The sequence below is a fragment of the Nocardia carnea NBRC 14403 genome (assembly GCF_000308515.1).
GTDB lineage: Bacteria > Actinomycetota > Actinomycetes > Mycobacteriales > Mycobacteriaceae > Nocardia > Nocardia carnea.
Genome location: NZ_BAFV01000123.1, coordinates 61,890 through 74,348, shown reverse-complemented (window position 1 = coordinate 74,348; position 12,459 = coordinate 61,890). Strand labels below are relative to the sequence as shown.

At 68.1% G+C, this 12,459-nt stretch carries 9 protein-coding genes and 1 pseudogene; 5 read left to right on the top strand and 5 right to left on the bottom strand.

Annotated elements, in window-relative coordinates; genetic code table 11:
- The first annotated feature begins 284 nt into the window (after positions 1-284).
- The gene (locus ON22_RS31830) at positions 285-1,529 is read left to right on the top strand and encodes a cytochrome P450 family protein (protein ID WP_033245311.1); all 1,245 of its coding nucleotides are present in this window, start codon (positions 285-287) and stop codon (positions 1,527-1,529) included.
- Between the two features lie 29 nt (positions 1,530-1,558).
- On the opposite strand, the gene ON22_RS31825 is transcribed toward ON22_RS31830, so the two are convergent.
- A complete protein-coding gene (locus ON22_RS31825; protein ID WP_033244830.1) occupies positions 1,559-1,909 on the bottom strand; it encodes an ectoine synthase in 351 nt (116 codons plus the stop codon).
- A pseudogene (locus tag ON22_RS36160) lies at positions 1,890-2,845 on the bottom strand (alpha/beta hydrolase); the annotation flags it as partial. The gene ON22_RS31825 and the pseudogene ON22_RS36160, both read right to left, overlap by 20 nt.
- Positions 2,846-3,244: 399 nt before the next feature.
- Here ON22_RS36160 and ON22_RS38290 point away from each other — a divergent pair.
- The gene (locus tag ON22_RS38290) at positions 3,245-4,240 is read left to right on the top strand and encodes a dihydroxyacetone kinase subunit DhaK (protein WP_033244829.1); all 996 of its coding nucleotides are present in this window, start codon (positions 3,245-3,247) and stop codon (positions 4,238-4,240) included.
- 12 nt (positions 4,241-4,252) lie between these two features.
- On the top strand, positions 4,253-4,927 hold the full coding sequence (gene dhaL / locus ON22_RS38285; RefSeq protein WP_051158343.1) for a dihydroxyacetone kinase subunit DhaL: 675 nt from the start codon (positions 4,253-4,255) through the stop codon (positions 4,925-4,927).
- A 9-nt stretch (positions 4,928-4,936) separates the two neighbouring features.
- Here the strand turns inward: dhaL and ON22_RS31805 are convergent, their stop codons facing one another.
- Positions 4,937-5,608 carry a DUF3159 domain-containing protein gene (locus tag ON22_RS31805; protein WP_081595980.1) on the bottom strand — a complete coding sequence of 224 codons (672 nt, stop codon included), beginning with the start codon at positions 5,606-5,608 and terminating at the stop codon, positions 4,937-4,939.
- Positions 5,609-5,815: 207 nt separating this feature from the next.
- On the opposite strand from ON22_RS31805, the gene ON22_RS31800 reads away from it, so the two are divergent.
- The gene (locus ON22_RS31800; protein WP_033245308.1) at positions 5,816-7,447 is read left to right on the top strand and encodes an acyl-CoA dehydrogenase family protein; all 1,632 of its coding nucleotides are present in this window, start codon (positions 5,816-5,818) and stop codon (positions 7,445-7,447) included.
- A 346-nt stretch (positions 7,448-7,793) separates the two neighbouring features.
- Here the strand turns inward: ON22_RS31800 and ON22_RS31795 are convergent, their stop codons facing one another.
- Positions 7,794-8,552, bottom strand: a complete 759-nt coding sequence (locus ON22_RS31795) for a PaaX family transcriptional regulator C-terminal domain-containing protein (RefSeq protein ID WP_033244828.1) — start codon at positions 8,550-8,552, stop codon at positions 7,794-7,796.
- Positions 8,553-9,052: 500 nt separating this feature from the next.
- Here ON22_RS31795 and ON22_RS31790 point away from each other — a divergent pair, with 500 nt between their 5' ends.
- Positions 9,053-9,841 carry an oxygenase MpaB family protein gene (locus ON22_RS31790; protein WP_231508623.1) on the top strand — a complete coding sequence of 263 codons (789 nt, stop codon included), beginning with the start codon at positions 9,053-9,055 and terminating at the stop codon, positions 9,839-9,841.
- 234 nt (positions 9,842-10,075) lie between these two features.
- Here the strand turns inward: ON22_RS31790 and ON22_RS31785 are convergent, their stop codons facing one another.
- Positions 10,076-12,382 (bottom strand): esterase-like activity of phytase family protein, encoded by a 2,307-nt coding sequence (locus tag ON22_RS31785; RefSeq protein WP_033244826.1) that lies wholly within the window; start codon positions 12,380-12,382, stop codon positions 10,076-10,078.
- Positions 12,383-12,459 lie beyond the last annotated feature (77 nt).

Below are 12,459 nucleotides of genomic sequence, written 5' to 3'. Positions count from 1 at the left end.
GATCACAACGCTCGACACCGAGCGGATCACAATGGCGACGATCGCTGCCCCGGCGCAGCTGTCCGCCGCCCGCACGCGGGGCCCATGAACCTCAGCAATTCGATCGCTCGCCGGCCTCGAGGCGTCTGCCCACCGGCGCCACCGAACGATGGTGACGTGGATGCGACAATTTCGGTAAAACCACTGAGGCGCAACACAATATGTGCATCGTTCGCGTAGTGTTTCATCTCGGCGCCGGGACACGGGAATCCTCGGCCCACAGTGCGAAAAAGTATGGAGCCTCGTTGACAACCCGACAGTTCGACACCCCTGCCGCCCGACCGGTGCACGGTTCCCCGGTTGCCGACGGTGGCCCCCGGTTCCCGCTGTACGCGCCCGAGTTCGCCGAAAACCCGCACCGGATATACGGGCAGATGCGCCGCGCGCATCGGTCGATGGTGCCGGTCGATCTGGCTCCCGGTGTGCCCGCGACGCTGGTGATCGAGCATGCGGTGGCGGTGCGCATCCTCAACGATCACGAACATTTTCCGGCCGATCCGCGCACCTGGCAGAAGGATATGCCCGCCGACTGCCCCGTCCTGCCGATCATGCAGTGGCGGCCCGTCCCCGCCCGCAGCACCGGCGAGGCGTTCCGGCGCTACCGGTCGGCCAATCTCACGGCTCTCACCGATGTGGATCTGCACGGGCTGCGCGCGGCGGTATCCGGCCTCGCGACCCCGCTGATCAACACCTTCTGCGAAACGGGTAGCGCCGATCTCCTTCGCCAGTACGCGTTCCCGTTGACCTTCGGGGTCTGCAATACGCTGCTCGGCTGCCCGCCGGAGATCGGGCAGCGGGTATCCGCCGGGATGGCCGCCATGTTCGAAGGCGCCGATGCCGGTGAGGCGAACCAGCTGATCAATGCCGCCCTGGCCGAACTGGTCGCCTACAAGCGCTCGAACCCCGGCAGCGATGTGACCACGCGACTACTGCAGCACGAGGCCAAGCTCGACGAAGAAGAGATGGTGCACCAGCTGGCCGGCCTGTACGGCGCGGTGATCGAACTCCAGCAGAACCTGATCGCCAATACCCTGCTGCTGATCCTCACCGAGGACCGGCTCGGCGGCAGCGTACTGGGCGGCAGCCTGTCCACCCGCGACGCCCTCGACGAAGTACTGTTCGACAATCCGCCGATGGCGAACTTCCTCATCACCTATCCGCGGCAGCCGATCCTGATCGAGGATGTCTGGCTACCCGCCCACCAGCCGGTGGTCATCAGTATCGCCGCCTGCAACCACGACCCGGCGATCCGGTCCGACGATCACCGCGGTAACCGCTCCCATCTGTCCTGGGGTCTGGGCCAGCGCAGTTGCCCCGCACAGACCCCGGCGTATCTGGTGGCCCAGGAGGCGATCGATCAGCTGCTCGACGCCCTCCCGGAGATGGAAGTGGATATGCCCGGCGGACCGGACTGGCGCCCCGGCCCCTTCCACCGATCGCTCATCACCCTGCCGGTGAAGTTCCCGCCGTCGCCGCCCTTCCCCGTCTGACACCGGGCCCACCGCAGCCGGCTACCGGATCAGTCGCTGCCGGGCGGTACCGCGGGCGCGAATACGCAGTACATCCGCAGCTGGGTGTCGGCGATGATGGTGTGGCGTTCGTGCCCGTCGAGCAGATACATGGTGCCGGGGGCGAGCGTATGGGTCGTTCCGTTGTCCCGGTCGATCAGGTGGCCGTGACCGTCGATGAGCCAGACGGCTTCGACGTAGTCGGGATAGTGCAGCGGGGTCTCGGTACCGGCGGCGACGGTGGTCTCGTGATACGAGAAACCGACCTCGTCGTCGGACAGGACGATCCGCTTCGAGGTCCAGTGATCGGTATCGACCTGCCGATCGGTTCCGGTGATGTCACGGGTTGTCCGCACGATCATTGCCGGTTCCTCCTTCGCTGTTCGCAGGGAGTGCGGTGGGCACTGTTCGCAGGAAGTGCAGTAGTTCGCCGGTCGCCTGCCGGGCCTCGGGAATCTTCTTCATCAACCAGTTGTGGAACATCCCGGGATATTCGTGCAGCTCGACCGGCACACCGGCTGCATCGCCGAGTTCGGCCACCCTCCGGGCATCGGGCAGCAGGATGTCGCGGTGACCGATGAAGACGACGGTCGGCGCGAGACCGGTGAGATCGGCGAACGCCGGACTGATGTGCGGGTCGTCCAGGGCCCTGTCGGCCGCATACCATCGACCGGCCTGTTTCAAACCGGAGACGCCGAGCTCCGGATCGCGGTCGTCGATGGTCAGCGACAGCGGATCGTCGGTGGCCAGATCGATCCACGGGGAGAACAACGCCAGGGCCGCGGTTGCGGTTGTCCGCGTTCGTGCAGGTGGCGGGCCAGGGTGAGAGCGAGCGTGCCGCCGGCCGAATCGCCGAAAACGATGCGGTTGCCGGGTGCGGTCTCGCGGGTCACCCGGTCGTAGGCCCGCTCCACCATCGGAATGATCGCCCGGTGGTCGTTCTCGGGCGCCAGCGGATACATCGGCAGGGTGTAGGTGCAGCCGGTCTGCGCGACGATCCGGCCCGCGAACCGCCAATGGTGCGGTTCGGGCGATTCCACGAAACCACCGCCGTGCATATGGAAGATATGCCAGGGCGAACTCGGCCCGCCGGGTGGTGTGAGGGTGTAGACGGGGCGGCCGTCGACTTCCTGGCAGGTCACCTGGTATTTCGCCGTGATACGCCGCGGGGGCCGGGCACGCTTCGGCTCCTGATGCCACGGTAATCCGTCGCGCATGGCCGCAGGATCGGCGTAGAACCGCTTGTTCTGCCGCAACCACATCCGGGCGAACAGCGCCCGCGCACGCCACGAGGTCATGGGCTGCCTGCCCATATGCGAGCCCGGAGGGGGCGCGGGGCATCGTGGTGAGCGCCCGGTTCAGGCATAGGCGTCCTCCGTCCCATCGCGTTCGACGACCGGCGGGTACTCGCCCGCCCCCAGGCGAGCAGCCACCGGCCCCGTGCCGTCGGCATTACCGCTGAGCCGACAACTAAACAGCGGGTGTGCGCGGACGAGGTCTGCTCGACCCGCCGGCGCCCACGCCCGAGGAGCGGACCGGCCGTCCGGACCGACTCACCGTCACCACGATGGGTGGTCAGCGCCGGATACTTGCGCCGGTCGTGGACGGTAGGTCGCCCGGGCCGGCGCAGCCGGACGGCAACAGGTTCGGCCGCTGCCCTGAACTAGCATCGGTCGGAGCCGATCCGAAGGAGCATTGTGCGCCGACAGATTCTCAACCTGCCCGAGAACGCTCCCGAGGAGGCGTTGGAAGGGCTCGCCCTCACCAATCCCACGCTCATCGCCTACGACCGCGAACGCGGCCTCGTCACCAGGGCCACGCCGGCGCGCGACAAGGTCGGACTCGTATCCGGCGGTGGGTCCGGGCACGAACCGCTACACGCCGGTTTCGTCGGCAGCGGCATGCTCGACGTGGCCGTACCGGGTGCGGTTTTCGCCAGCCCGACGGCACTGCAGGTGCACGAGGGCACGGTCGCGGCCGATTCCGGGCGGGGTGTCGTACAGATCGTGAAGAACTACACCGGCGATGTGCTCAACTTCCGGATCGCCGGCGAACTCGCCGGCGACGATAACGCGGTCGCGACCGAAACCGTGCTGGTGGACGACGATCTGGCCACCCAGAGCGAGGACGGGCCGGGCCGCCGCGGCACCGCGGCCGTTCTCGCGGTCGAGAAGATCTGCGGGGCGAGCGCGGAAGCAGGCGCGGATCTGCGCGCTGTCGCCGAATTCGGCCGCCGCGTCGCACGTAACGCGCGCACCCTGAGTTTCGCGCTCAGCGCGGGCACCCACCCCGGCGAGACGAGTCCCGCGTTCACGCTCGATAACGCCGAAGTCGAACTGGGCGTGGGAATCCACGGCGAACGCGGTACCGGGCGCATCCCGTTCGCCGACGCGGATGCGTTGATCGCACGGCTGGTCGACCCGCTGGTCACCGAACTCGGCTGCACGCGCGGGTCCGCGGTGATCGCGATCGTGAACGGTCTCGGCGGCGCCTACCCGATCGAACTGTCGATCGCGGCCCGTGCCGTGCACCACCGGCTCTCCGGGCAGGGCATCACCGTCGCCCGTTCGCTCGCCGGCAGCTACGTGACCTCGCTCGATATGGTCGGCGTCTCGGTCACCCTGCTGCCCGCCGATGCCGATCTGCTTCCGCTGTGGGACGCGCCCGTGCGCACCCCCGCCCTGACCTGGTGAAGGAGCCCGCCCATGAACGACACCACATTGCCCGCCGGATTCGGCGAACGCTGGGTGAACACGATGTTCGCGGCCTTCCTCGACCGCACCGAAGCCCTCGCGGATCTGGATCGCCGCGCCGGTGACGGCGATTTCGGCGCCAATATCGCCGCTGCCCTGCGCCGGGCGCGCACGAATATCGATACCGAACCACCCGTCTCCTACGGGGCGTGGCTCACCGCGGTGTCCCGGGGCTTCCTCGGCACCGGCGGGACGAGCGGACCACTGTTCGGAATGTTCTTCCGCGAACTCGCCCGGTGCACAAGCGATTCGGAGCCCAGCCTGGCGGACTTCTCCGGCGGCTTGAGCGCCGGGCTCGCCACGGTGCAGCGGTACGGGAATGCCGAGGTCGGACACAAGACGATGGTCGACGCCTTGGCCCCGGCGGCCGAAACCCTCGCCGCCCGCGTCGCGGCGGGCAGCGATCCCGGTGAAGCGCTCGACGCCACCGCAGACGCCGCGGTGCAGGGCGCGGCCGGTACCGCATCCCTGGTCGCCAAGCGCGGCCGCGCCAGCTATGTGGGCGAGGTGGCGCGGGGCGTACTGGACCCGGGCGCGGCCGCCGCGGCGCTGATCCTGCAAACCGCCGCCGCGGCCTGTGCCGACCGATCGGGTGATATCGACACCGGATGGCTCGACACCGCCTGACCGGGGGGATCAGGGCTGTGCGATGAAACGTTTCGTGGTGCGCCGGAACGCCCAGACGACGACGAGCGCGGCCAGGACGGTCAACGGCGTGCCCATGGCGACCTTCGCGACGGCGAGCCAGGTCGTGGAATCGGTGAGATACAGCCATTCCTTCACCACGAACCGGGCGCCGAAGACCAGTGCCGCGGCCGCGGTGGCGATATCGTGCGTCCGCAGCGCGACCTTGTCGTCGCGCCAGGCGTGCTTACCGCCGTGGACGGCATTCCAGATGACACCGGTCAGCGGACGGCGGACCAGCAATGAGGCGAACGCGACGACGAAACCGGCCAGCGCGGCCCAGATCCCGATAACGAAGAAATCCTTCGCCGACCCGGTCCACAGCACGATCCCCACGGCGGCCGCGAGGCCGAGCAGCCCGCCGAGCGCCGAGGAGAACCGCTCTCCGCGCCACAGCCGGAACCCGGTCAGCGCGATCGCGACCGCGACCGAAACACCGACCGTCGCCGCCAGTGGCAGGACCGCGTTCGCTGCGACGAAGACGACTACCGGGACGGTCGAGTAGACGAACCCCATGGGCCCGCCCATCTGGTCGAGCAATGTCGGCGGCACGGCAGGCCCGTCGGCGTCGGCCGCGGGGTCCGTGGGCTCGGCTGCCGCGCGAAGGTCTTTGTGGTCGATCATTGTTGCGTCCTCCCGACTGTGCGGACTGTGCGATGCCTCCAGTGGAACCTGTGCCGTAAGGGCATACTCAAGCCGCAACCGGAAGTATCCGGCCCCGAGTCGAGGGATCGGGTATTGCAAAATTCCATCGTGCGCTTCAGAATCGTAATGAACGACGATGTGCTCGTATCCGCACCGCCCTGGTTCGTCGTACGCGAAGGAGAAGTCGTGCCCACCCACACCGTGACCAACCAGGTCCCCCCGCTGGTCGATTACGACGCCGCCGAGGTGCCCGTCATTCTCGAGGCCCTCGAACGCGGCGGCGCCGGCCACGCCCTCGACGAACTGCACGAGATAGGCCGGCTGGCCGGTAGCGCCCACGCCCAGGAACTCGGCGATCTCGCCGAGGAACATCAGCCGCTCCTGCAAACGCACGATCGCTACGGCCACCGCATCGACGAGGTTCGCTACGACCCCAGCTATCACGAACTGATGCGGCACGCGGTCCGCTTCGGCCTGCACGGCGCACCCTGGGCCGATACCCGGCCTGTACCGCATCTGGTGCGGGCGGCGAAGACGAGCGTGTGGTCGCAGGTCGACGCGGGGCACGGCTGCCCGATCTCGATGACCTACGCCGTCGTCCCCGCCCTGCGCGCGAACACCGAACTATCGGCCCGGTACGAGCCGCTGCTGACCAGCCGGGACTACGACCCCGTTCTGCGCCCGCTCGCCGACAAACCCGGTCTCATCGCGGGGATGTCTATGACCGAAAAACAGGGCGGTTCCGATGTCCGGGCCAACACCTCCACCGCGGTCCCGCAGCCGGACGGCACCTACCGGATCACCGGGCACAAATGGTTCACCTCCGCGCCGATGTCGGATTTCTTCCTCGCACTGGCTCAGGCACCCGGCGGGTTGTCCTGTTTCTTCGTGCCCCGCGTACTGCCCGACGGCACCCGCAACCCCTTCCACCTGCAGCGCCTGAAGGACAAGCTGGGCAATCACTCCAATGCCAGCAGTGAGGTCGAATACGACGACACCATCGGCTGGCTGGTCGGTGACGAGGGCCGCGGCGTGCCCACGATCATCGAGATGGTCAACCTGACCCGCCTCGACTGCACCCTCGCCTCGGCCACCGGCATGCGTACCGGAACCATCACAGCGATCCACCACGCCCAGCATCGCCGCGCGTTCGGCGCGAACCTGGTGGACCAGCCACTCATGCGCAATGTCCTGGCCGACCTGGCGATCGAAGCCGAGGGCGCGACCACGGCCGCCCTGTGGCTGGCCGAACTCACCGACCGCGCCACCACCGGCGACGAGGCTGCTGACCTGCTGCGCCGTATCAGTCTCGCGGTGAGCAAGTACTACGTCTGCAAACGCGGGCCCATCCACGCCGCCGAAGCCCTGGAATGCCTGGGCGGCAACGGTTATGTCGAGGAGTCACGGATGCCGCGCCTGTACCGGGAGGCACCGCTGATGTCGGTATGGGAGGGTTCGGGCAATGTCGCCGCGCTGGACGTCCTGCGCGCGCTCGCCAAACAGCCGGCGACCCTCACCGCGTTCCTCGACGAGGTCAAACTGGCCACCGGCGCCGATTCCGCGCTCGATAGCGCCATCGGCCGGCTGGAAGCCGAGTTCACCGACCTCGAGACCCTGCCGCACCGCGCCCGCCGGATCGTCGGCGATATGGCGCTGGTCCTGCAGGGTTCCCTGCTGGTCCGCTACGGGCATCCCGCTGTCGCCGAAGGCTTCACCCGGTCCCGCCTCGGGCGCGACCGCGGCGACGTCTTCGGCACCCTGCCGGTCGGCCTGGACACCGGCGCGATCATCGAACGGCTGACACCGAAGGTCGGCTGAGCCTCGGCGCGAGCCATTTTCGGGCTGCGGTGGGCCCACGGCCCGGAGTCCGTCGTGCCCGGCCCAACCCGTCGTACCCCGTTTCGCATGCCGGCGGACGGGCCTCCGGCTGGTACCACCATCCGCTGTTTTGCGGCGACACACCGCGGCCGCATGACCTCGGATTCGAAACGCACCGCCGTATCGCGTTTTCGCTGCCGCGACCCTTGCTGACCTGCCGCGGCGGCCCGAGGGCGCCGTCGGCTGATCCGAATCAGCCGACCTGATCAGGTAGCACGCCCGCCACAACGGAGGAACCCCGCCGACAGCAGAACTACCGGCGATAACGATCCACCGCAGACCTATCTCATTGCGGCCTGACCGGGTTCTCTTCCATGAGCCCATCGGCGAAGGCCTGGAACTCGGTGCGGAACACTTCGTAGCGCGCACGGATCACCGCGCCGGGCCAATCCTCCGGCAGCAGTTCCGGCGGTAACACCGGATCGTCCAGGAGATGACGTACGACCGCTGCCGCGACTTCGAAACGGTCCCCGATGGTCTCGGCGTCGTCGAGAGCCGCGAGTAGTTCGCGGGCGCGATGGGCCCACAGCTCCGGTGCGAACAGGCGGCCGGCCAGTGCGACGGCCGGTTCCTCCGGCCGCCCGGTGAACAGGTCCACCCGCTGCCGTGCTACTTCCGGAAGGTCGGCGGCGATATTGTCCGGGCGGCACCAGACGCCTTCGCGGAGTTCCCCGAACCGGGCCAGCCGCAAGGTTTCCCGGAACGCGGCGCGGTCGGTGGAATCGGTGGCGCCGACGGTCACGACCGCGAGGATCCAGCCACCCTGCCATGCGCGGAGGTCCGGGGAGATCGCCCGGTCCTGCCGCCGCTGACGCTCGGCCAGCCGTTCGGAAAGCCGGTAGGTCGCGTCGGCCTCGCGTTCGAGATCACCGGCGGCGACCATCCGGGTCAGCGCGGCCCGTACCGCGGATTCCTGCAACCCCAGCCCCGCACCGACGCGGACGATCCAGCCGGCCGGTGCCTGCGCCGGATGCGATCCGAGCAGAACACTCAGGATCGCCGAACGCGCAGTGAGCGCCCGGACCCGGGCAGGAGACGCAGACATGGGCCGATCGTATCGACCTGCACCGATAACCCAGTACCGGTCGGCCGCGACGCCGGACGTTCACCGGCCGCGCCAGAGCCGCAGCTCACCACTTCCCCGGCCACACACCGCATCACCTCCAGCTCACGGCGCCAGTGCGCGTGCTCGGCCCGGCCGATTCGGCGCGGCGGCAGGGTCGGGTCGATATCGGCATGTCAGCGTGAAGGTCAGTGAGCCCAGTTCGAAGGCCGGAGCTGGGTGAGCACCGGCCAGGGACCGGACGTCGCAGCCAGGGAGCGAACAGCGCGGCTCGGGACCCGGGATTTCGCGCCGTCGTCCCCAAGTCGACCGAGCTATCGGCGGTGGGACGTGGAAAGCAGCCGCGGCCGTTGAATCACCCCCCACAGCTATGAGAGAATTCAATAGCAATTCTCTCACTCATTCAGGGGGTCGAGATGCCGCGCCCAGCGTCGACGGAGTCGCACACACCGCAACCCGATGCGGAATCACGCCGCAGAAACATGGCCGGCCCGGGCGCACTGCTCGGCGGTCCGGCGAATGTCATCATGCAGCTGAGCCTGGCCCCGGTCGGCCGCGGAGTGGTCGAGAGCACGGTCGACAGCGGCCGTTTCGATCTCCACCCGCGCAAACGCGGGCGCACCACGCTGACCTACCTCGCCGTCGCCATGCTCGGCACCGACGAGGAACGCGAGGCCTATCGCGCCGCAACCAATACGTCCCACCGCCAGGTGCGCTCACAACCCGGCAGTCCGGTGAAGTACAACGCGTTCGACCCAGAACTCCAATTATGGGTCGCGGCCTGCATCTACAAGGGCGTCGTCGATTCGGTGACCTACCTCTTCGGCCCGCCGGACGACGAGGACGCCGACGAGCTCTACCGTGAATCGGCCCGCTTCGGCACCACTCTGCAGATGCGCCCGGAGATGTGGCCCGCCGACCGCGCCGCGTTCGCCGAATACTGGGACCGCAAAAGCGCGGAGATCTCCCTCGACGACGAGGTCAAGAACTACCTGCTCGGCCAAGTCGTCGATCTGGGACCCTACGGCCGGTTCGAACGGCTGGCCTTCCGCCGCGTCAACAGGTTCTTCACCACCGGATTCCTCCCGCAACGTTTCCGCGACGAACTGGGCCTGGACTGGGGCCCGCGGCGGCAGCGAGCCTTCGAACTGGTCTTGCGCGCCATCGGGTTGGTCACGGCGGCCGGCCCCGAACAGTGGCGGCTGTACCCCCTGAACCGGCATCTCGCGGATATGAGAAGGCGCCGCGAGCTGGGCAAACCCCTTGTCTGACCTCGGCTGCACCGTGGTGGGTCGTGTCCGGCCGGTCGGACCACGACCGGCCGGTGACAGGCGCAAACACTCAGCGCCTGTCACCGTGAGCCGGTAATCCACGTCGACAGCAGCCGGCCGCTCGAGTGAATCGAGGGGGCGGGCAGGAGTCGCCGCGGCAGCGTGCCCTGGCCTCCCAGAACTCCCGCTACAGCACAACCCATCTCGATGTGGCCACCGATCCGGTGCCCGGTATCAATTCCCGAGCGCGTCGGCAGGTCCGAGATCGAGGAACACGGTTTCTCCGTTGGCGTCGTCGAGCCCGTCGTTATCGGTGACCACGTACAGATTCCCGTTACCGCCGACAGTGAGACCCTCGACCTTTTCCTGGACGAACCCGTTGGTGGCCTGCAGATCCGGCAGCAAATCACGCACCAGCGTCTTCGGCAGCACCTCCGGGACTTCGCCGGCCGCTGCCACACCGCCGCCGGCCGGGATATCGACGCGGTAGATCGCTTTCAGAGCCGCGTCGCGGCCGTTCAACTTATCGCGTTCGAGCACCAACAATCCGCCGTCGTGCACAGCGATTTCGGAGAGCCCGAGCCAATCACCGTCGACGTCGGTCTTCTCCAGCCGGTAGCCGAACCATTCCCACTCACCGCTCGCCGGTGTGTACCGACCGATCCGGGCGACCCCCTCCGGATCACCCTCGAGTTCGCGCTGCAACACCATCCAGATCGCGTCACCGTCGACCGCGACACCTTCGAGTCCCTGACCGCCCAGCCCGGCCGCGATATCGGCAGGTAACGCGACCCGTTGCTCGATACCGCCGTCCGCGGCAACGGTGACCAGCTCGTTTCCGGAGCCCTCTTCCCCCTCGACAGCCAATACGAACCCGCCGTCGGGCCGAGCCGACAACCCTTCGATATCGAGTGCGACCGGCGCTCCGTTCTCGGTGATCGCCAGCTCACGGTCGATAACCGCGGGCGAATCCGTGATATCCACACCGAGTATCCGCGCCGGACCGTAGGCGATATCGGTTGCGGTGAACAGCCGGTGCGCATCGGCGGGGTCGGCGGACAACGCGCTCAGCGCACCCCATCCGATCGGGGTGCCGTCGGCCTCGGCGGCGACGATCGACGGGAACGCCGGTGTTCCCGCACCTTCCGCGAAGGCGTCGCCGAATCCGTAGATGTTCACGGCGGCACGAACCCGGGCCTCGGCGTCATCGTTCTCCGAGGCGATTACCAGCAGATCTCGCTGCGGGACGGGCACGATTCCTTCCGGGCCCGGGGTGGTCGGCAGGATCTGGAGAAACTCCGGGGCGGTGACATCGCCGATGTCGTACACAGCGACGAAATTGCTGCGTTCCGTGGCGACCAAGGCGACCGGCCGCCCGCCGACCTCGGTGATCGCGAGTCCCTCCGGCTCCGGGCCCTTGGCTTCGGCACGCCCTTCGGTATGCAGGCCGGTCTGCACGGCGAGCTGTTCGAACGAATTACCGGCGTCCCACACCACCGCACCGGTCGCGGCGTCGAAGATCGACCAGCCGCGGGTGCCGCCCTTCCAGTCCCCCTCGTTGGCGGTGGCCAGATGGTCGTCACCGATCCAGCCGATCGCGTCGGGTTCGCGGGGACCCTCGGGAACCGATCCGGTCTGGTCCAGCACACCGTCTTCCGCGGTATCGACACCGTCCACGGCCACCGATCCGGCATCGAAGATCGCGGTCACCTCGCCCGTGGTTCCGTCGATCACGGCGATACCGTTGTTCTCCTGCAGGGTCACCGCGACCTGGCCGCGGGAGTTGATGCTCACGTATTCGGGTTCGAGATCTTCGGGGGTATCCAGGCCCGCGGCCCGCGCCGCCGCCGTGTCGAAATCGACCTTCCGCGCTGTCCACGCGTCCGGCGCACCGGTGAGATCGATCAGTTGCACGAACCCGGTCGGCGGCTGCGGCAGATCACCTTCCTCGCCACCGGCCGGGGTGAATTCCTCGTCGCGCTGATTCTCCATCGCGATCGCGGCGAACGCGCCGTCCGGGCCGATGGCGATCGAATCCGGTTGCCCACCGAGATCGATACTGTGCACGCGAGTACGGTCGGCGACCCGCACGATATCGACGCGGCCCGAGGGTTTCGCGTGATCACCACCGGTGGTGTCGACCACCACCAGCACGAACTCGCCGTGCGCGACCACCGACGTGGGCTGATCGTCCGCATGTCCCAGCTCGGACAGGGAGAGTGTGCCCAGGCCGGCGGGCCGGGCCGGATTGCGGATATCCAGGAATCCGATGCGTTTGGCGGTGGCATCGGTGTAGATGACGGTATTGCCGTCCGGTGTGACCGTCGAGATCTCCGCGACCGTCTCGGTATCGGCAGCTTCCCCGTCCGGGCGGTTCAGGTACACGGGATACGTGGCCGCCCGGTGGTAACGCTCGGCATCCGGCAGTCGCCACGCGGTGGACGAACCGGCTCCGTCGTGCTCGTCGCTCGCGCAGGCGGCGGCCAACAGTGCGACGGCGGCGGCCACTGCCACCACTCGGCTCGTCTTCGACGTCGTCATAGGTCCTCATTCAGCTCTGCCAGGTAGTCGCGTGAGCTTGCCGCGACCAGATGAGCCGCTGGGGGCCCGTCGGTGAA

Bases quoted from the DNA above. Each gene is read 5' to 3' on its own strand.
- ON22_RS31825 (WP_033244830.1), bottom strand. From the start codon at position 1,909: ATGATCGTGCGGACAACCCGTGACATCACCGGAACCGATCGGCAGGTC.
- dhaL (WP_051158343.1), top strand. From the start codon at position 4,253: ATGAACGACACCACATTGCCCGCCGGATTCGGCGAACGCTGGGTGAAC.
- ON22_RS31790 (WP_231508623.1), top strand. From the start codon at position 9,053: ATGGCCGGCCCGGGCGCACTGCTCGGCGGTCCGGCGAATGTCATCATG.
- ON22_RS31795 (WP_033244828.1), bottom strand. From the start codon at position 8,552: ATGTCTGCGTCTCCTGCCCGGGTCCGGGCGCTCACTGCGCGTTCGGCG.
- ON22_RS31805 (WP_081595980.1), bottom strand. From the start codon at position 5,608: ATGATCGACCACAAAGACCTTCGCGCGGCAGCCGAGCCCACGGACCCC.
- ON22_RS31785 (WP_033244826.1), bottom strand. From the start codon at position 12,382: ATGACGACGTCGAAGACGAGCCGAGTGGTGGCAGTGGCCGCCGCCGTC.